This window comes from Gottfriedia sp. ABJ_BB2_2 (assembly GCF_055484705.1).
This window is the reverse complement of record NZ_JBVFKR010000003.1, coordinates 170,580-192,040: the sequence shown is the minus strand read 5'-3', so window position 1 is coordinate 192,040 and position 21,461 is coordinate 170,580. Positions and strand designations below refer to the sequence as shown.

The 21,461-nt window shown below is 32.0% G+C and carries 11 protein-coding genes; 3 read left to right on the top strand and 8 right to left on the bottom strand.

Features of this window, described 5'->3' with window-relative positions:
* Position 1: 1 nt before the first annotated feature.
* Genes ACX6U0_RS09625 through ACX6U0_RS09610 form a run of 4 tightly spaced genes read right to left on the bottom strand, consistent with a single transcriptional unit; the run spans position 2 to position 9,834 of the window.
* Positions 2 to 4,696: an FtsK/SpoIIIE domain-containing protein gene (locus tag ACX6U0_RS09625; RefSeq protein ID WP_464959735.1), complete on the bottom strand. Its 4,695-nt coding sequence runs from the start codon at positions 4,694 to 4,696 to the stop codon at positions 2 to 4.
* Between the two features lie 12 nt (positions 4,697 to 4,708).
* On the bottom strand, positions 4,709 to 6,172 hold the full coding sequence (locus tag ACX6U0_RS09620; RefSeq protein ID WP_464959734.1) for a hypothetical protein: 1,464 nt from the start codon (positions 6,170 to 6,172) through the stop codon (positions 4,709 to 4,711).
* A 5-nt stretch (positions 6,173 to 6,177) separates the two neighbouring features.
* A complete protein-coding gene (locus ACX6U0_RS09615) occupies positions 6,178 to 7,740 on the bottom strand; it encodes a hypothetical protein (RefSeq protein WP_464959733.1) in 1,563 nt (520 codons plus the stop codon).
* Positions 7,741 to 7,758: 18 nt separating this feature from the next.
* Positions 7,759 to 9,834 (bottom strand): Druantia anti-phage system protein DruA, encoded by a 2,076-nt coding sequence (locus ACX6U0_RS09610; RefSeq protein WP_464959732.1) that lies wholly within the window; start codon positions 9,832 to 9,834, stop codon positions 7,759 to 7,761.
* A 339-nt stretch (positions 9,835 to 10,173) separates the two neighbouring features.
* Here ACX6U0_RS09610 and ACX6U0_RS09605 point away from each other — a divergent pair, with 339 nt between their 5' ends.
* On the top strand, positions 10,174 to 11,556 hold the full coding sequence (locus ACX6U0_RS09605; protein WP_464959731.1) for a hypothetical protein: 1,383 nt from the start codon (positions 10,174 to 10,176) through the stop codon (positions 11,554 to 11,556).
* Between the two features lie 372 nt (positions 11,557 to 11,928).
* On the opposite strand, the gene ACX6U0_RS09600 is transcribed toward ACX6U0_RS09605, so the two are convergent.
* Positions 11,929 to 12,996 (bottom strand): endonuclease NucS domain-containing protein, encoded by a 1,068-nt coding sequence (locus ACX6U0_RS09600; RefSeq protein WP_464959730.1) that lies wholly within the window; start codon positions 12,994 to 12,996, stop codon positions 11,929 to 11,931.
* Between the two features lie 311 nt (positions 12,997 to 13,307).
* Positions 13,308 to 14,138, bottom strand: coding sequence for an NPCBM/NEW2 domain-containing protein (locus ACX6U0_RS09595; RefSeq protein ID WP_464959729.1), 831 nt, complete (start codon positions 14,136 to 14,138; stop codon positions 13,308 to 13,310).
* Between the two features lie 721 nt (positions 14,139 to 14,859).
* Between ACX6U0_RS09595 and ACX6U0_RS09590 the strand changes: the two genes are divergently transcribed.
* Positions 14,860 to 17,262, top strand: coding sequence for a bifunctional metallophosphatase/5'-nucleotidase (locus ACX6U0_RS09590; protein WP_464959728.1), 2,403 nt, complete (start codon positions 14,860 to 14,862; stop codon positions 17,260 to 17,262).
* Between the two features lie 450 nt (positions 17,263 to 17,712).
* Positions 17,713 to 18,408, top strand: coding sequence for an LptM family lipoprotein (locus ACX6U0_RS09585; protein ID WP_464959727.1), 696 nt, complete (start codon positions 17,713 to 17,715; stop codon positions 18,406 to 18,408).
* 284 nt (positions 18,409 to 18,692) lie between these two features.
* Here ACX6U0_RS09585 and ACX6U0_RS09580 read toward each other — a convergent pair whose 3' ends face one another.
* Positions 18,693 to 18,971 carry a DUF3892 domain-containing protein gene (locus ACX6U0_RS09580; RefSeq protein WP_464959726.1) on the bottom strand — a complete coding sequence of 93 codons (279 nt, stop codon included), beginning with the start codon at positions 18,969 to 18,971 and terminating at the stop codon, positions 18,693 to 18,695.
* A 146-nt stretch (positions 18,972 to 19,117) separates the two neighbouring features.
* Positions 19,118 to 21,445 carry an Ig-like domain-containing protein gene (locus tag ACX6U0_RS09575; protein WP_464959725.1) on the bottom strand — a complete coding sequence of 776 codons (2,328 nt, stop codon included), beginning with the start codon at positions 21,443 to 21,445 and terminating at the stop codon, positions 19,118 to 19,120.
* Positions 21,446 to 21,461 lie beyond the last annotated feature (16 nt).

Sequence of the window (21,461 nt, the reverse complement as noted above, 5' to 3'; positions counted from 1 at the left end):
TTTAAATTTTAAATTTATTAGTTAGGAAGTCCTGCAACTCTCCTTCACTAATAAATAATCCTTGTAACCTTCTTAGTTCACCGTTTACTGAATAAAGCATATCACCTTTGCCAAGTAAATCCTCAGCTCCAGATGCATCCAATATTGTTCTAGAGTCCTGGTTTGCTGGTAAACTAAATGATATTCTCGTAGGTACATTAGCTTTAAGACGAGATGTAACGATATCAGCACTTGGCCTTTGGGTTGCAATCACAAGATGGATACCTACGTTTCTAGATCTTTGGGCAAGTCTAATCATATTTCTTTCGAATTCTGCTTTATTACCTTCTAAATCAGCAACTGAAACTAAATCCGCATATTCATCAATTATGACCAAAATAGGTTTTAGACGGCAATCTGGATTGCTTTCGTTAAAGGTAAAGATATCTCTATTCCTAGATTGTCTTAGCAAATTGGTTCTTCTAGGTAGTTCATTCTCAACTAAGTCGTTTAGAATAGCAACTGCATCTTCTGCTTCTATTATTACTTCATTATTTCTTAAATGTGGAAGTTCATCAAAGAATATAAAGTCGGTTTGCTTTGGATCCACTATTACTAATTCCAATTCATTTTCATTATATTGAGAAATAAGACTTACAATTATACTATACAAGAATATTGTCTTTCCAGAACCTGTCGAGCCTGCAGTAAGAAGATGGGGTGCTTTTGCTATGTTTAGAATCTTTATCCCACCACTTGGCTCCTGTCCCAAAATTACGTTTAAATTTCCAATATCAGATTTAGGAATAGCATCTAAAAAGCCCAGTAGGTTTACTGTATCAGTCTTTTCTCTTGGAACATCAATATAGATAAAATTCGTACCACGTTCGTTGTCAATTAATATCTCACTTGTTGCTTCTATTTCCCTAGCTATATCAGATCGGACTCTAATGATTTTTTGGAGTGTTTCTCCGGGGCGAAGCCTTACTCTGAAGCGAACGAATCTAGATGCTATTAAAGCTTTTAACGGATCAACTTCCTGAACATCTATCGAAAAATCCTTCATTGCTCTTTTGATTGAAACAGCCTTTGATACAATGAATTCTTTTAACTCATTATCAATAGAATCATTATCATCCATTACTTTATTATCATTCTCAAGATCAACCAATTTCGTTAAATCGAAGGCCTTTTTTTCGTCTACATCTGAAGTGTTTTTTTCTTCTTGATTATCAATCTTCCCCATATATAATCGTTTAGCGTTTTCTAATGTTTTTACCTGGATTTCTCCACGACTTATTTCTGAGGTTTTTTTCTCTAATATAGGCCACGAAACGTGTTTTTCAAAATCATCATCAATATCTTTATTTCCTGTTTCAATATTCTTATTAATTTTGCAGTTTGTTAATATGTTCTCGATAATATCATCTTTTATTTCATATAATACTATGTCATTTTCAGCAACACATTTTATACCGTCTTGATTTGTTTTTCCATGAACATTGAAACATATGTGATACAAGGCTAATTTTATATTAATTTCAACATTACCTGCAAATAGATCATTAATATAGTTTGTCCACATCTTCTTTTTTGACTTACCCAATCCTAAGCCATGTAGAATCTTAAATACTTGATATCTCAATAATTCTCTTCTTGAAACACTGGTTATCTTATCAGGCTCGAAAAATATTTCATAGATAATTCTATAGACAGAGTTTAATTGTTCTATAGCTTCACCTTTAATTTCGTTTATCTCAGTACCATCTTCAAGTATTACTTTTTCAACTGTATACGCTTTGTAAGTTTTTACCTCAATGATTTCAATTTCTGCCTGAAAGTCATTTATCTTCTTAATACCTATAAGATCTGAAATTGTGTTGTCTTCTCTCTCACTTAACCATCGTCTTGCCAGATCAGTATCAAGGCTTACTAAGATACTTTCTTGATTTGTTTGTTTATACCAAAAGGATGCAATTGCAGTTCCAATAGCACCTTTACTATGATTTTGATTAAATGTTTGGTTTGTAGATAAGGAAGCAATATTTAATATACCTTTTTCATTCAGTGATTGTATTTCTTTTAATACCATTTCCAAACAATTAGGTTTAGGGTCATAGTTTCCAATTTCTCTAATTATTCTATCAATCCCACTTGTAAGCTTAGACCAGTTCTTCGAATAAACTCCAACTTCTCGATAAGTGCCAGACTGATAGTATATACAGTTCTCTGATCCAATCGTACTAATTTCAAAGTTTTTCAGATTAGGGTCAGCAATGACGAGCCATTCCGAAGAATCAATTAATTTTTCAAGTGTGCCCTTAATGCTATCAGTGTTTGCTACCACTGTATTGTGCCATCCTCTTGGCCTGTCATTTAGCCTAGCTATTAACTCATGGTGATCAGAAAAAATATTCCCTTCTGAGGAAGGAATTATTTCTAAACGATCCGTCATAGGATCATATTGAAATACTTTCGGTACGCATAATGGATGAATTCTTAGGTTTAGTCTGCTTTCAGTTTTCACTTCACTTACCGTTCTTTTACTTGGATCAAAAAGTACTATTGAATGATATTGCTTTGATTTAAACTTGTTTACTAATTGCTCTAGCTCATACGTTTTTGAATGGATTTTTAAAGTAAATTCATTTGTTTCTCCAAACAGTGCTAGTAAACTTTCATCAACATCTTCTAGGTTTGACCAACGATTTGACGTTTCTTTTGTTTTAAATAAATCAATATGGATTCCTCTTAGGATCTTATTATTTATTTTGTCTTTTACTAATTCAAGAACACTTTTGGAGTCTGGCGGATTAATATACGCAATTCTCAATCCGTTTTTACTATGTGGATATAGATTAATGAACTTATCTAATGATTTTCTTATTGCATCTAATCCATCAGAAATTTGGTTAACCTGTTGTTCGCTAGAATAAATAGGTAGTCTACCTATTTTACCAACCTCAGCAATGACTTCGTCTTTTGAATTAGATATCATGCTACTTATGAATACTGTAATTAAAGGGTTTGGTATATCATCAGAAGCTCTAATTAAAAACTCTTTATCTAATTCACTCAAATTAGAAGAGGTTTCTCTAAGCCTTCTAGTCAGTTCAACATATTTCCACAAATATAACGGGTTTAAAGGAGACAAAATTGAATGATATTTTTCTCTTCCCAATACATACACCATATCTAGTGTATTAACAGTTGCAACTAGTTCTTTTGTCCCAGACGCACTATATAACGAGAACTTGTTGAAGTTACTACGTAATATTTTCATAAATTGTGTATAGGTATCAATATAGTCTACTAGTTCATTATAGATAACATCGGACTCTACTATCTTTAATATAGGTGAATCCGATAATCTATATGCGTAGTCACATATAGACCTTCTTTTCTGTATAAATAAATCAAATATATCTAAAACCTCACTAGCTTCTTCGCTAAACTCCTCAGTTAATAGATTTAGCTTTTCTCTTATTTTTTCTATATAATCTTCATTGAATTGATATATCTGATTTTTATTTATTGAATTTAATACATCTGTAGGGGTTTTTTCTTCTGTTCTAATGATACCTCCAAAGGAACTCTCACCAACGAATGCATCTATAAGGTTAAAAACCTCTGGAATAAATTCTACTTTTGATTTAATCCCTTCTTCACTTTCAATTGAAATAGTTTCTTTCTTTCCTTTTTCCCAGCCTTCAAACTGTTCCTCTATTTGTATTAATATTTCCTTAATTTGTTCTTCATCGTGTTCAATAATTAGGTCAACACCAACAGAATCAGGATTTGATGGAGTTATTGTTTTAGGCTCCCTTTTTGTATCTACTTTCTCTTCTTCAATTGTTTCGTCTTTTTTCTTAATTTTTTTCTGTTTGTTTACTTTAGTTAATATATTTAATACTTCTTTTAGCGTTAAATCTTTTAAGCTATCATTAGAACGTGTCTTATAAAATGAAAGTATATTGGCTCTAATTTTTGTTCCACCTGTAATTTCACTTGATTGGAGAGCCCTTTGATCCCCTTTGTCTAATTGGCGAAGACGTTGAACGGACCTATAGTTTTCAATAAGTTTGTTTCTAATACTTTCTAAATTAGTGCTTTCAAATAGTGATTCATCAATAAGTAAGCCTAATCTAAAGAATTGGTAAACTGACTGCTTAGGAATATCTTCACTTAATTGAATTAAAAATTGATAGTAATCCACTAATCTTTCTAACGATATAATATTTCTTATACTATTATGTTTAAAGGCTTTCCAAAGCCTTACGATATTATTATTTATTACCTTAAATTCCTCTTGAGCTAATTCACATAACGAATTATAAAGATCCTTAACCTCTATCTTTTCAAACCATAATAATGAAGATAGTTTTGGAACATGCCTTTTAACTATAACAATTCTGGTAGAAAGAACATCTTTATCATGTCTAAATTTTTCTGCACTTTCTACCGTATAGTAAATTTTCAATTCTGAATCATTTCCAATTCTTTCTTTCAGTTCTATTTGCTCATCTTGAGTAAATCCAACGAAAAAGATATAAGGAATCAATAATTCATTTTCATTTACCTTTGAAAGTAAGGTGTCTAAAAATGTATTATAACTGTATCCAGGTAAGTCCATTAGTATAATTCCATGTGCATCATCTTTAATTTTATTTACAACTGAACTCGCAAGCAGTTCAGCAATTATTTTTTTTACTGACACATTATACTCCTCCTAAATACTCAGCATTGTTACACCATCTGCATACCTTCTAGCGTACCCCATGGATATATACATTTCAGCTATTTTTTCAGCATTTATCGTCAGACCGCCTGCCAAATCTCCAGGAATGCTCTGGCTTAGATTCCAACGATCCAGTTGTTTTAAATCCTCATCTGGATTAGATCCAATAATAATGCCGTAATACTTCCATAGCCTCTTTCCGAACTCAGAAAGCTGAATCTTTTCTCCCTTCCTTATTAGACTAAGTATTATGATTTCTAATATTATCGGGTCTGGCGAAAATCTCTTTCTACCTCTTCCTCCCGTTCTAGGCGCAAGTAAACCAATTTTACCTCCGAGTGCAGAAATAAATACAGATGGATCAGTTGAGTAAACATCAGAAAAGATTAAAAACCTAGTTGCTTTTATGAATGAATCAAAAGCATTTTGACTTTGCTCATAGAAACCTAAGAATAGTTTCTTATAGTCATCTCTTTTTTCATCTTCTGATGTGGTATTTTTCTTTTTATTACTAACAGTTAATGATGTCTCTTCAATTCTTTCTAACATTACTTCCAATGATAATTCATTGTATTGATCTTTTTTAAGAATATGTTCTAATGATTTCTCAAAATATTCCTCTATCCCTAGTCTTGAAAGCAAAAGAGTTTCCTGGCTAGCAAACTTTATAGTTTCGAGCTTTCCATCTGCATCAAATAGTAAAGGTATTCTATCTTCTCCATTGTACTTCTCTGAAATATCAAGCACCCTTGAAGATAAATGAATGATTATTGCAAAGCATGAAAATAAAACTATTCTTTCTAAGAATATTAATTTATTACCATTTCCTTTTTCATTCTGTGCAATGTTATCGTACGCTTTTCTTAACCTAAGCTCAATTCCAGATAGATTAATTTCACCCTCTTCAAAGCTAACCTCTTTACTTAATGAACTATCTATACTAACTAGTGGTTGCGCTAGTCTACTAATCTCATCATCCTCATTATTGAGGTGCTCCTTTATTATACTTAAACAAGGTGAAACTTCCCCATCTATCTTGGCACACAATATCTTGTATAAAAATTTTGGGATTCCGAATTCATTTTGAACCGCTTTAGTAACTTGTGTTTTAGAGGCAATCGTTAAAGTAGAAAAGTTTAAGCTTGGAGTAGCAGCATTGTCAGCATTAAAAATTAATTCAATAAAATACCTAAGCTCATTTAATTCTTCAAAAGTAACATCCTGTTCTAAAACATCTTTGTATTCACTCTTTATTTTTTCTGCAGTATTAACTTCTTTACCTTGACTAAATCTCTTAGACCATTCATTTAAAGATTTAATATTATATTCTTCTCCAATAACATGGCGAAAAAGTCCATTTGCAATATGGACTGGCTTAATTTGATTAGAAACTGGTTCATACCCGATAAGTTCAAGGACTTCCTTACTATATCTTTTAAGTCTGTTGTTTGACATTATCTTCACCCACGTTTTGGTTGATATTTATTATCTCTAATAGATAATTTATATGAATAACTGTTACTCATATCCCTAATAATAAATTCATTTGATCGTATTCTACTTTGGAATGACGCAAGTTCATTCATAAAACGATATAATTTGAATTTGTAATTGTCAGGTACAATTTGAGGGGGATACCCTTCACTTATATTAAAGAGCATCCTATAAAATTTTAGATCTATTTTCAAATCTACTGATTCTTTTTGTCCTCTAGGTCCATATACACTAAAAAGAAAATGGTCTGGTGTATACTCTATTGCATTAAGATGATTAGGAAGACTAGGGACTAAAAGAATAATATCATTTAATGAGAAACTCTTATTTGAAATTGCAACCTTGGGATGATTCCTCAGTTCAAACTTATGTGTTATCCAAACTTTTAGCTTTTCATCTTCAATTTCATCAGAATTAAAAAATTTGTTTATGGCTAACACAATTTGTTTTATCATATCTAATTCTCTATCACTTGCATGTCTTAATAAGTCAAAAAATGCGTTATATTCTTCTGGAATTAAATTCAGTAATTCGCTGCCTCTTTTATTTTCAAAGAAAAACTTTCTCTTAATTGAAATAAAAATTTCATTTGCTTCTTCTTCGGTTTCAGCATCAATAGGTTTTTTTGAGGGTGCGTCAAATAACCAGTCATCTATTAATGCACCATTCCACAGTACTTCATCAATTTCCGGGTGGGAAAAATGATAGGGATCAAATTGTTTTAAGTTTTCAAATAGTTCATTTTCCCCATTAAACATTAGATTATAATATTTGTATTCTTCTTCCTTTCTCTTTTCACAAATTAGACCCGAAGTGATGATAAATGAAAAGAAACCTAATATGTCTCTCATTACTACATGTGTCCCTGTATTGCCCAGCATACTAACAATCTTTATTAATCTCTCTTGTACAATAGTGTTACTTAGTGCATCAAGGTTATACGGAGTGTCACATTTATTATTTACCTTACAGCCATCACATACATTACTGATTTTAATTATTCTATTTAACGAAGCAGTCAAAATCTCTTTTTTTAGCAGATTTCTACTATTCAGGTCTATAATTACTACTTTTGAACTCCCAATATCTGAATTAACATCGTTATTATAAATAATTGAATTATCTTTAAGTTCAAGAATTTTTTTATAATATGGAAATTGTTCTTTTAATTGTTCTAGCATAGAGATAAGTGGATATTCATTAACAGCTATAATGCATGGTCTATCATTTTCAATTGCCTGATTTAAATTATCAAGAAATTCTTCATAATCTTCGACTTCATTTATATCAAGTTCGATAAAGGCACCATTCTCATCTAGTAAACCTTTTAATGATCTAATCAAATGAGTTTTTCCATCACCTGGATTACCAGTAAGTAGGATAAACTTCTTTTTTGTTATATATTCATTTAAAACATGCTCAATAGCAGTTTCCACATGTATTTTCTTAATATCTTCTTCTTCAAATACTTCGGCATAACTGTTTCTGTTGTTATATATCTTTGATATAAAGTCCATGTTAAAGCTCAAACAAATAGCCTCCTCTCATTATATATAACTGCTAACTAAGATAGACTCTTTATTGAATACAGAAACCCTACTTATTAAATCAACATTATCAATTCTTTTTAAAAGCCAACGTTTCCTCCAATAATCTATCATCTCAACTGTATAAATACTTTCGTCACCATTTAAGGGTGAGTAATAATTTAAATTGCTATCATTCCCGGTCAAGTATTCCAAGGAGTTAGAAGCTAGTTCAATACCATATACGATTCTTCTAGTATGGTGTTTTGTAAATTGCTCTGGAATTCCTAAACTAGATAATCCGGTTCTCATTAATCTCATCCTTGGAGAGGTTCCTTCACCAAAAACGTTGTTTATTCTTCTACCTCCTTCCATCTCGTAAAGCATTTTTTTAATAAATGAACTTGTTTGGTTCGTGAAGAAAACTGAACCGAATCCTTCTGTTTCTCCAAGTTTTTTATATTCAAGTTCGCCATTCTCTGCAGGAACTTTAATTCTGTTATATTGACTACTCCCCATATGATATAAAGAGGTTGTACCTAAATATGCAAGCTGTGAATCCCTAATAACCACTTCTCCCTTCATTCTAGAAGCGATTTCACTTATTTGACTTGCATACCGTTTGTTATAATCGTTTACCACGGTCGGACTCATAGCTAGCATACTTACTAACTTTCCACCTAATAATTCATTATATGGTGGGATAGAGCCACATACAATAATTTCCATTACATTAGACCCAATCTTCTTTTTTCTATTTGCTTGTAAGGCTATATTTATTACTTTACCACCTTTATATGATATTAATTTTCTAATGATATCTTCTGGATCGCTGTGATTTTCTTCTATTTGTTTTATGATTTGCATTGAACTAAGTAGTTTAGATAACTCTTGAGCTCTTTTCTTTTTAAAAAGAGGAGAATGTGACTCTGCTTGCCAGTCAATACTTCCAGTTGACCTTTTATTATTAAATTGGTTCTCCCTTAGTTGTTTAACTAAATTTTCAAGTCGATGTATAGTTTCATCTTTAAGTCGATATACTTCATCATGTGTAATAAGGCCTTCTAAATTAATTTCATTGATTGCTTCATTTAAAAATTGCTTAACATTCGTAAGTAGTTTTCTACATTCTTCTTTTATTCTGATTTCGTACTCATAATCAGTCTCCAAAGGAGTAATTTTTTCTACATCTCTTGTTAATCCCATTTCACCTTTAAGCATAACTTCAAAATTTTCAAACTTTACCTTCTTTTTTAAGTTTTGCTTTATACTATCTAAAGTCCATCCAATGTAGTTATCTCTTTTTGTAAGATGTAATACTGTATTCCCTAGTGCTGTTATACCAATAATCGGGTGAAACGGCTGAGCAGCATCCCTAATTAAGTAAAACATATTTCTACCTGGTGTAGACTTATAAGGTATAGACCACGTATATCTAAAATACCTCCATATATCCATTAATTTATATCCAGTAAAGACACACCTTTCATTTGTTACTAACTGTAAATATGGAGATATGACTGCTTTGGATAATTCAAATCTTGTATTTATATCCTTTTCATCCGCCATTACTTTTAAACCTTGTGATAACAACTCACTGTCACCTATAAGAACGGAAATATTAATTTTTTTATCATTAAACCGTTTTTTATTTTCCATTCTTCTAATAAATTTTTCTACACTATCTATTTTGAGTTGTGCATTTCGTTCAACTTGAAGTTGTCGTCTAAGATAAATTTTACTGTCATTGCTTTTGGGATTTGGGGGTGCAAGTTCTACAAGATTATCCAAACTTAATTTTAATCTCCACCCCTGTGCTAGTAAGTCTCTTAAAACTGACAAAGCGGATAAGAATTTAAGGCCTTCTAAGGGATTGTCATTGTTTTTTACTAACCCAATATTTTCATTAATAACTTCGTCAAGCATAACACTTCTTTGATTGGGGAATTCTTCTAAGATTCCTTTTACTATTTTTGAGAATTTTTTCTTATAAGAATCTGCAAGAATTGGATTAAATAAGGTAAATCCCACATTATCGGTTATTTCCTTTTTTACATAACCATGTTTTGATTCTCGAACTGCAATGTAATTATTCATATAAATCCCTCCATAAAACTCCTTGAAACGAACGTACATTCCCTTACTATATTACACATTTTTGTATCTATTATAAAGGAGAAAGAGAATAAACATAAACTTCCCTAAATTTATTATACAGTAATAACTTTCTTATTTTTCAACTAGAAATGTCTATTTAAAAATAAATCAATCTCACAGACTCTACCTGTTTCATCCCCTACCTTTTTAAACCTTTATTTACTTAACTCGATTAATTTTAGTATTAGTTCGTATATAAGAAATCTAAACCATTCACCACCTTTAGGCAAATGCATATATTACTATTCAATATCTTTAGCCATAAAGGGGTGAAATTAAATGCATGTCGATTTAACAGCCATACACTGGCTTTATGTAACATTTATAGGAATTATCATCTTGTTTTTAATCTTAAGACGAGACACTAGTTTAGTCTGTCTAGCTGGGATTTTTCTTTTAGGTCTTGTAGCAACAGAATCACTTACTAGTTCAGTCAGTATCTTGTTTTTAAGTTTCATATATGCAATTACCGAATTACTTTCTACAATTCTAGTTATTTCGATCATCGTATCAATGAGTAAAGCTTTAACTGAAAGTGGAGTACACCAGGCGCTCATCAGTCCATTTACAAGGGTAATGAAAAACGCCTCACTCGCATACTGGACAATAGGAATTGTAATGATGGTGGTTTCGTGGTTTTTCTGGCCATCTCCTGCAGTAGCATTAATTGGTGCAGTGTTATTACCGGTTGCGCTTCGTGTAGGTTTACCTGCATTAGGTGTTGCAATGGCGATGAACTTATTCGGTCACGGTATTGCTCTTTCAAGTGATTTTGTCATTCAAGGCGCACCAAAATTAACTGCAGATGCAGCTGGTATACCTGTTTCTGAGGTCATTTCAGCTAGTGTGCCATTAATTATCATTATGGGGGTCGTTACAACTGTAACAGCATTCTACTTTTTAAAACGAGACATGAAAAAGGGACTTCTGAAGGTAGAATCTGTTGAAAGCGATTCCGAAACTGAAACTTATTTACTTTCTTCGGCTCAACAAAAATGGATGGCAGCACTTGTATTCATTCTGTTCGCAGTGGATATTTGGGCGATGGTTCATTTTAATTTACAAGGTGGAGATGCTACTGCATTAATCGGGGGTACTTCACTGATCATTCTTTCAATACTTTCAATGATGGGACATAAATCAAAAGGATTTGAGGAAGTAACTAACTATTTAATTCATGGATTTAAATTTGGGTTTAGAGTATTTGGTCCGGTTATTCCAATCGCAGCTTTCTTCTATCTTGGAGATAGTGGATTTACAACGATAATCGGGGACTTCTTACCAAAAGGATCTAATGGTATTGTCAATGACTTAGGGTTTGCACTTGCTCATGCAGTACCAGTAAACCCAGCAGTAGCAGGAGTAACATTAACAACTGTAGGTGCGATTACAGGGTTAGATGGATCGGGCTTCTCTGGTATTTCACTTGCTGGATCGGTTGCATCTCTATTTGCAACAGCTATCGGTCATGGTATTGCAACATTGACTGCTATGGGGCAAATTGCGGCAATTTGGGTAGGAGGCGGAACATTAATCCCTTGGGCACTCATTCCTGCGGCAGCTATTTGTAATGTAAGTCCGTTTGAGTTGGCTAGACGGAATTTGTTGCCTGTGTTAATAGGTTTAGTGGTCACTACGATTGTGGCTATTTTCTTGATATAAAAGTAGTTGAAAAATAAAAAACCAAGGACCATCCTTGGTTTTTTTATTAAAATGATTTTTAAAATTGATGTTCAATTATTATTATTTGGACACTTAAAATTAAATTTTACGATTATAATTCTTCTTCATCTTTAATACATTCACTTACTAATTTTAATAATACCTTGTTTCTATCAATATACTAACAAGCAAGGTTTTATTTAAAGATAGTTTAAACAGAAAGTTATTCGTGTAAGTAAAAGAAAAGATAAATGTTAAAGCAATTCTGCATATTAACAATTACAGAGAATTAATTTCAAACAATAACTCAAAATGAAGTAATATCTCTGTGGGTTATACTTGTTTATGGAATGGACCGACTAATACAAAGATTTAATCTATTTCTATTGAATCTATTGAAAAATGACTATTAAGAAAATCAATTGTTGGTTGATGTCTTAATTTACATACTATGTTCTGATTCGCAAAAATCCCCTGTTTAGTTAATGCTTTTTCACGCTCAACTGCTTTAAACCATTTAACCCCAACCGTCCAATCACATAACTCTGGATTATCACTATTTTCTTTAATATTTGGTTGTTTAAGTTTTTTGTCAAATAACAACGTATTATCGGACAATTTAAAATCCTTTGCCATTAATGCATTACTAGTTACTTCACCATAACCGACATATCCTTTACCTTTGAGATACGCCAAAACCCTATCTCCAACTTTTAGATTTTTTATCGCCCTACTATACCTATTTCCTTGACCTGCACTTAAAAATCCAAACTCTTTACAATCTTCCCAGCTTCTGTATTCTCCATCCCCTACATTTACAAAATACAACCCAGACCATGGTGAACTTTTTTTCGATATATTTCGTTCAGCTACTTCTTCAGGATCCAGCAACCAAGAACGTCCTAGAAACTCTTGATCTCCTTCAACAAAAAAGTCAAAAAAAATACAATTAATATTTACATCATACTCAGTTGAAAGATATTGGACTATTCTTTCAGAGGCAGGATCTAATTCTGAAGCTATGATTACAATACCGTGACTTTTATTAACTTCACTTGGAATATCTGTTTGAAATTTTTCAAAAAAAGCTTCACGTATATTTTTATTTAAATAATTTGTAGCAATTGCATCGATTTGATTATAATTTAGATCTTTAACCCATGATGCATAATCTAAGGTTTGTGCAACAATATCTCGTGGTGTTTTATCTCTTTTCAACTCTAAAATTATTATATTACCTTCAATATCCATTCCAAGTAGATCAATTCGTCCCCCGAAAAAGGTTACTACTTGTTTTCCTATCAATAAAATATCTAAACCTGTAATATTACTATCAGTTTCAATCCAGTTCTCCAGTCGTTCCTCTCTATCTAATCTTGATTTAGGAAGTTCTTTTAATTTGTTATTTGTTACTTTCCAAAGATTCATATTCAAAGTCATTAACTAATCTCCCCTAATTTTTAATTGATAAATACATCTTATATTAATATTACTCTTCATCCCAAATCTAGGAACTAAGTAAAAACTACTAGATCTACATCTCTATATTCTTTTTAGTTTAAGGTATTCCCTCTATTAGGATTTCTCCTTATACAACAATGTATATAGTTAGGTCATTATTAAGATAGGGCTATAGTTCTTATATATCAAAATTTAAAATATTGGATTATATACTAAGGTGCATTACAAACCGTTTAATTATAATAAAAACCTCCTCAGTAAATTGAGGAGGTTAGGTAAACGCTACATTATTATTTGATTAGTGGATTTACAAAATTAACTTCTGCAATAGAGCCTTCGCCGTCTAATTTGTAAACAACAAACTCAATTTTTTCAGCCCCTGTTATGTCTACATTAAAGTTCAGTGGTAATTGCCCCGGACTTTGGTCCCCTGTCCATACTTCATTGCCATCGACTAGAATTGAATACCTTGCAACAAACTCATTGTAATATTCAAAATCCATGCCTACAATACCAGAAAGAGATTTATATTTTCCATATAATCCAAACGTTATCCTATTTTCATCTGATTCATATACTTGTTTACTAAAACCTTTAAAATATGTTTTTCCACCCAACACCATCTTTTCATTTTGATAGAAATCTCCATATGAAGTATAATATGGTTCCATAATATCAGTTAAATAATTACCTGTTGGAGAATTTCCAAATATAAAGGTATCTTCAGAACTATTAAATCGTACTGGCACTTCCAAAATACTACTTAAATAGTTAATTGGAGTATACTTTATACCCTTATATTCTAATATACCTGGCACAGTAACGTTACCCACTTGGTAATTCCCACTTTTTATATTACCATTGTATGCAATTTTTGAATTAATAGGTTTTGGTATTGCATTTTTAAGAGTTTTAATTTCCTGATCCTTTGAAGCATTTTGTGATTTAAGCTTTTTCACTTCACTTTGTAATACTTTAATTTGTTTTTGTAATTGGCTTACTGATACAGCTGCATTTGTGATGATACTTGGCGAAAATGAACCAAGAATAAAAGAAATAATTAATGCAATAACGACTAATGATTTTTTCATTTCATTCCTACTTTCTATGTAATTTATCACAGAAAAATCTCTCCAACATAAGTAGAAGAGTCCCCCTATTACGTTTACCTTATTTTTTTTCGGCCTAATCTCCTGTATGTTAAATAGGACTTTTTGGATATTTTTAACAATTATAAAGAACACTTACAATTTAAAAATTGATTTAATAAAAGAAAACTGACGAAAAACATAATTTCTTAAAAAATGTTTTATTAACGAATATTATCTAATCCCCTGCATCATGCGCTAAAAATTTGAAAGTATTCTTCTTCTATGTATTGTTCATTTGTGAGATTACTATGGTAATGATAGATTGATATTTTCCAATTTACATCTATTTCATTCGATTCCTTTACCAAATCAAAAAAATAAGCCAAGGAAATATCCTTGGCTTTTCTGCTTCTTCAATAAATAAATTAACCTTAATCATTAAGTCTTTTGTATTTCTTTTCAAGAGAAAATTATTTGTTACTAGGTGATCTTTCTATTCTATTATCTATTGTTCCCCTGAATGCAACACACCTTCTTTTTACCGATGATTTTATACGATGAATACCAATAATATCAACTTTAAATGTCGTTCTTCAAATATTAGTCTTGGAGGTTCTCCCTTAAATTTTCAAGCAAAAATCCACCTAAACAAATTTTTAACAAAAAATTACAAAAAAGTCTATTAATCTATCTATAATACTAGTAAAATATTCTTGCAATAAAAAATATTTTGTCAAAAGGTGGGAAACTTGTGAATAGAAATAAATCAAAAAATATTAAGAGGAAACTGTTTAACGGTTCTCTTGTAGCTGCGTTAGCCATTACAATGGCTCCTTTAAATATTTCTACTCAATCTGTGAAAGCGGATACAAACGGTAACATTCATGTTCAATTATTAGGCATTAACGACTATCATGGTCAGCTTGATACTTGGAAATCTATTAAAGATGCAACTGGTAAGGTAGTTGATTACTCAGGTGGTATCGAGTATTTAGCTGCATATTTAAAAGAAAGAGAAGCTACAAACCCTGCAAATACACTTATGGTTCAAGCTGGTGACCTTGTTGGGGCTAGTCCTCCAGTATCTGCAATATTACAAGATGAGCCTACGATTCGTTTTATGAATGAACTTGGCTTTGATGTAGGTACAATCGGTAACCATGAATTTGATGAAGGCGTTGCTGAAATGAAGCGTCTAATCGATGGTGGAAGCAACCCGAAAACTGAAAAATATGAAGCAAAATATGGCAAGTTTACTGGTTCAACAATGGATTATGTTGTAGCAAACGTAGTAGATGATAAAAATGAACCTATTTTACCTCCATATGTAGTAAAAGAAGTTGGTGGAGCTAAGATCGGATTTATTGGGGTTGTAACAACTGAAACGCCATCGATTGTAACTCCAAAAGGTGTTGAAGGTGTTAAATTTACGGATGAAGTAGCAGCTATTAACAAGTATGCAAAAGAATTAACGGATAAAGGTGTTAAGTCAATTGTCGTTCTTGCACATAATCCTGGTTCTTCACAAGCAGACGGTTCAAATCCAACTGGAAGAGTTGTCGACATTGCAAATGCAACAGACGCATCAGTTGACGTGATTTTTGGTGCTCATGATCATAAACTTTTAAATGCAAAAGTTAATGGTAAGCTTCTAGTACAATCATGGTCTTATGGAACAGCATTCTCAGATGTTGAATTAACAATTGACCCAGCTACTCAAGATATCGTTGAAGCGAAGGCTGAGATTGTTGATACTTTACATAGCAAAATTACACCTGATGCAAAAATTAAAGCTGAGCTTGATGGTTATCAAGCTGATATCAAACCAATTACAAGTCAAGTAATGGGTGAAACTTCAGATATATTGAGCAAAGACGCTAATGCAAGTGGTGAGTCAGCACTTGGTAACTTTATTGCTGACGGTATGAAAGCAACAACAGGTACAGATTTTGCTTTCATGAATTCTGGTGGGATTCGTAACCCACTACCAAAAGGAACAATTACTTGGGGAGATTTATTCAAGGTTCAGCCATTCGGTAACGATTTAGTTACAATGAAGATTACTGGAGAGCAACTAAGAACTTTATTAAATCAACAATTCAATGCTCCTCCAAGTTATAACAAGATCATGGCAATCGCTGGTCTTCATTATACTTGGACTGATAAAAATGATTACGGTAAGAAAATACTTGATATCTATCTTCCAGATGGATCTAAAATCGATCCTACTAAAGAATATTCAATCACTGTAAATAACTTTATGGCTGATGGTGGTGACGGCTTTACTGTCCTAAAATCTGGGAAAAACCGTGTGACAAGTCTTGTAGATTTAGATGCATTTGTTAATTATTTCAAATCATTTAAAGGACAAGTAAGCTCAACTGTTGAAGGTAGAGTTCAACTAGTGGAAGTAACTCCTGCTACTCCTGTTGTTGGTGAAGTGACAAACAAATCAACAAAAGTTACAGGTAAAGCTTTTGCTGATGCTTTAGTTAAATTACAAGCAAATGGAAAAGTAATAGCTACAACTACTGCTTCTAAAGAAGGAAACTTTACAGTAGACATTCCAGTTCAAAAAGCTGGAACAACAATTAATGTCATTGCAAGTGATGCTAAACTAAATGTAAGTAATGCACAAGTTAAGGTTAAGGATGTTATTGCGCCGGCAAAACCTGTAATTAATCAAGTAGACGACAATGACACTAAGATTACTGGTAAAGCAGAAGCAGGTACAAAAGTAACGATTAAATCTGGTAAAACTGTAGTAGGCACAGCAGACGCTAACTATCGTGGAGCATACACAGTGACATTAACGAAAACTTTAAAAGCTGGAACTAATTTATCTGTAACTTCAGTAGATAAAGGTGGCAACACTAGCCCTACAGTTACTACAAAAGTAGTTGACAAAACTGCTCCAACTGCACCTGTATTGGTGACAAAAGTAACAAGTACTACTACTAGTTTAGTAGGTAAGGCAGAAGTAGGTTCTTCTGTACAATTAAAGGTTGGAAAGAAAGTTTACAAAGCAATTAGCAATAAAAAAGGATTGTTTACTTTCAAAGTTTCAAAATTAAAATCTGGTACAATCCTGTACTTCACTGCTAAAGATAAAGCAGGAAATGTAAGTACTGTAACAAAAGTAATCGTAAAATAAGAAACATAGAAAGATCCCTGAAATTCGTTTTCAGGGGTTTTTTTACATAAATTTTGGCTCTGTTAAAGGATAATGTTGATTAAAAATAATTTATGCCGATTTCAAATTAGAGATCGGCTTTTCGGTTTTCGTTATACAGAACAGTGCTATAACTGTTAAACGTCTTCACCATTCGTAAGCTGGAGTATTATCAATACGCTTAGTGTCGCAAGCACATAGTTAAAAAGGGGAACTATAGCCTAAGTTTTTGTTATAGCTTGAGCTCACTGAAAAAGTTACACTTTATCAGTGACCTCGTACAATATCTAGTCGTTTTCTAAAAAAACATAGTATAATTATGTAATAAAACAACAAGGAATTAGCACAGGACATTTATTTCCCATAAATTTATTATACAAAAACAAGCGATTTAATGTGCTAATTACAATTCGTCTTTTAGAGGAGAAAGAAATGAAAAGAATAGTATGTATTTTTATTGCATGTCTTATGATTATTACGTTAGTTGGGTGTGGTGATAGTGGCTCGAAGAGTCATAAGGGCGAAGCACAGACACCGTCAGGTTCAAGTGTTCAAAAGGGAAGAGATTACAAAGATGTTGTAAAAGAATTTGAGAAACGTGGTTTTAAGAAAATTAAAACAAAAAAAATTGATGATTTAGTAACTGGTTGGTTAACAAAAGATGGCGAGGTTAAGTCTGTTTCGGTTGATGGAGATAAAGAATATTCACCAGATGATTGGTACTCTAACGACGTAGAAGTAGTCATTACATACCATACTTTCCCAAAAGAAAATGAGAGTGATACTACTCCTAAAAATACTGAAAAAAGTAAATATGAAAAAGGATATAGGGTTCGTTTTCAGGATTATGACATTTGTTATCTGATAGATGAAGATGCACACACAATTTCAATTTTTGATACAACAGAAAGTACAGATGTTTACACAAGCAAATATACAGGTGACTTTAATAATGGAATTGATTTTGATTGGTATGGTTTAAAGATGCATGCTCACTATCATTATGTGGATAATGATGCAAAATTAATTATCTCTGATGCTAGTGGAATTACGAATACAGCAGATAAACATCTTGTAAGTATTATAGAGAAACAAATAAAAATAAGTCCAGATTCCAAAAATAATTAATTTTAAAAATATGATTGGTTAAAAATTATCCGAGAATTGAGGATACAAAACTTAAGAGGCGAGTAAAATGAAGAATTAACTCGCAACAAAAACTTAAAATCAATTTGAAAAATTCAGGACTTTCGGCATATTTGTCGATAGTCTTTTTTTGCTCCAAAAATCAACAATGATATTTAACAGAGCCTAAAAAAAATATATATGATTCAGATCCAATTAACAGGCTTCGAACTATTAAACCCATCATAACGTTAAAAGAGCCACTTTTAATCGTGACTCCTTACGCTTTAAAATGATGGTAAATTACTCAAATTATTAGACGGATCACCATCTGGATACGAACGAAGCGTTTTATGTTGATGCCCTCGCGTTGTCCCTGTGTTTACGTCTTCTATTAAATCCTGCTCTGCCATGACAATGGCTTGTTCGATTGTTGCTGTTTCACCATTTTGGAACTTCACTTCCGCTATATCCCCGTCACCATTTTTTCGAACTGCCACGATTTGTAATTTATTCGGGTCAATATGATGTTCAGGATTTCCTGCTCCGCGATTTTGGAAAGTCATTTCGCGCACCTCCATGTAAGGTATTCAAGTTTAGTATGGTTGGAGGCTGCTATATTTATTCTTTTTCCTTCAATTATGAGGTCTTGGAACTTACCTTCCATATAAAAAAAGAAGGTATGTGTTAAATTATCATACCTTCTTTTTACTTAGTTAACTTTTATGATTTTATAACTTTCATTACCTGCTGCATCTATAGCCCATACTCTAAGTGTTGAACCTTTTTTTAGTTTTTGAATCTTAATTTTAAATGAACCATTGCTTAAGGCTTTTCCCTCACCTATAACTCCTTGATATTCCATCCAGTCTACGCGAATTTTCGCATATTTTTCAACCTTACCTGAAACATACGTTGAACTACTAGTTACTTTATCAATGCTTTGAATAACTGGTGCAATTTTATCAGATACTTTTCTTGTATAAGTAGCACTAGCATCTTTTGTATTAACTACGACTTTAACATTTTTTCCAGGGGATAAGCTTGAAATAGCAAACTTAAATTCTCCCTTACTATTAACTTTTGTTTGTTTTACATATTTATTGTTTATATACATCTTAACAGAAGCATAAGGAACAGAAGTCCCAGAAACGATTGTTGAACGGTTACTAATTGAATTAACTGTTAATGGAAGTACTACTTTTCCACTCACCGCTTTACCAATATTACCTGCTAAGTCTTTTGCTTGTATAGAATAATTTGTATTTACTTTTTGTTTTGGAAACTTAATGGTAAATTTACCAGTTGAATCTGCTTTACCTGCATATAATATATCTTTTATATTTAAAGCTATCTTTGCATTTGGTTCAGTTATACCAGTTACAGAGGTTGATGTCGAATTAATATTGTTTACCTTTGTAGTAGGTAAAGTTCGATCAATAACGAACTTAAATTGACTTGTCTGTGGAGAACCGCTTGACGATAAAGCTCTTGCTTGTGTAGATGAAGACGAATTGATTGTTGCAGTGTATTCACCTTCACTAGACACTTGTGCTTTTCCATTCACACTTATGCTTGAACTCGCTGACTTTAAACTTACATTTACATTACTTGGCACAACTACATCAACATTTGATTTAAAATAAGCTGTTGAGACATCTGTACTATTATCTAAAGTATTTTCATCATTTACACTAACCCAACGATAATCTTTATATGTGTAGTTTTGGTTTTTACTTCCCACACTATAAGTTACTAAATATACACCTTTTGTTTGCGTATCTACATTCCCATTGTAAGTAATATCATTTGTTAAATCGCCTTCATAATTTGATATGGCTTTTACATTATACATAGGATCAAATGTCGAACCAGTTAAAATACTATTAAAATCTCCATCAGTGCCTGTGAAAATTGATTGTATGTTGATTTCAGGGACATTTTTAAGATGCATTGGCATGACCCAATTCGTATTATTTGCTGTATCAGTAATGTTAATATGCTTTAATACATATTCACCAGGTTGTTGTCCAATTGGAACTTGTATTGTAAATTTGTATTTACCATCATCTTCAGTCCATTCATCTGGTGTATACAAAGTATGTGTTGTAAATTTATTTCCAAATGCAACGGTTACATCTTTTATCTTCGATTCTTTATCTTCCGCTTCAACTGTTACTTCAAAAGAGTCTCCTACTTGAACAGACGATTTCGAAATGTCTATCGAATGAAATATTGGTGCTGTAATATCATTTAATCCACCTGAAATTGTAATATTTTTATTTTGCAGAAAGTTATAATCTTTTTTAAAGAATCGATAAGAAGTATATCTAGTACCTAAACTTACTTCTTCAACATACCATTCTCCATTTTTTATGTCATCTGGGACCGTTAATATGGCTTCCCAAGTTGAATCGTCTAGTTTTTTTCTTAGTGAAGCCATTTGTCGGCCACCAGTTTTTTTATGAACTAAATCAACATAACCTCGAACAATTATGTTACTTGGATCATATATCTCTACTTTTAATTTTACATCTTCACCTACAGATGCTGTTGGTGTAAGAATCGTCACTCCTTTTAATTCGGGCTTTACTGGTACTACTGCTCCATCCTTCACATTAAACGATAAAGCTTTTAATATCGCATCATCTTCAATATGATAACTCGAAGAATTACCTGCATTATCACTAAATGTGACAGATTCTACATTCCATTCACCCTGTAAAAATTCAGAATCTATTATTCTTTCAAATTGAAATTTATTATTTCCGATATAAGAATTAACTCCATTCGTTTTTTCGCCTGAACTATGTTTTAATTCAACCATGCTACTATGGGAAATAGGGTTCGTATTATGTCCCGATTCTAAATCTGGAGCTAACTCAAATGTAATTTTTAATACATCGCCCACTTTTAACTCTTTCATATTAATAGAAGCATTGATTAATTTTGGTGGTGTAATATCACTAGCTGCATAGCCAATTAAATTTACTGGCAAAACTAGCAATAGAACAAGAATCATTGATATAAGCTTTTTCATTTGTTCAACTTCCCTC

Excerpts from the sequence above, each read along its gene's own strand:
- ACX6U0_RS09600 (WP_464959730.1), bottom strand. The coding sequence starts at position 12,996 with ATGACTTTGAATATGAATCTTTGGAAAGTAACAAATAACAAATTAAAA.
- ACX6U0_RS09620 (WP_464959734.1), bottom strand. The coding sequence starts at position 6,172 with ATGTCAAACAACAGACTTAAAAGATATAGTAAGGAAGTCCTTGAACTT.
- ACX6U0_RS09585 (WP_464959727.1), top strand. The coding sequence starts at position 17,713 with ATGAAAAGAATAGTATGTATTTTTATTGCATGTCTTATGATTATTACG.
- ACX6U0_RS09605 (WP_464959731.1), top strand. The coding sequence starts at position 10,174 with ATGCATGTCGATTTAACAGCCATACACTGGCTTTATGTAACATTTATA.
- ACX6U0_RS09580 (WP_464959726.1), bottom strand. The coding sequence starts at position 18,971 with ATGACTTTCCAAAATCGCGGAGCAGGAAATCCTGAACATCATATTGAC.
- ACX6U0_RS09575 (WP_464959725.1), bottom strand. The coding sequence starts at position 21,445 with ATGAAAAAGCTTATATCAATGATTCTTGTTCTATTGCTAGTTTTGCCA.
- ACX6U0_RS09610 (WP_464959732.1), bottom strand. The coding sequence starts at position 9,834 with ATGAATAATTACATTGCAGTTCGAGAATCAAAACATGGTTATGTAAAA.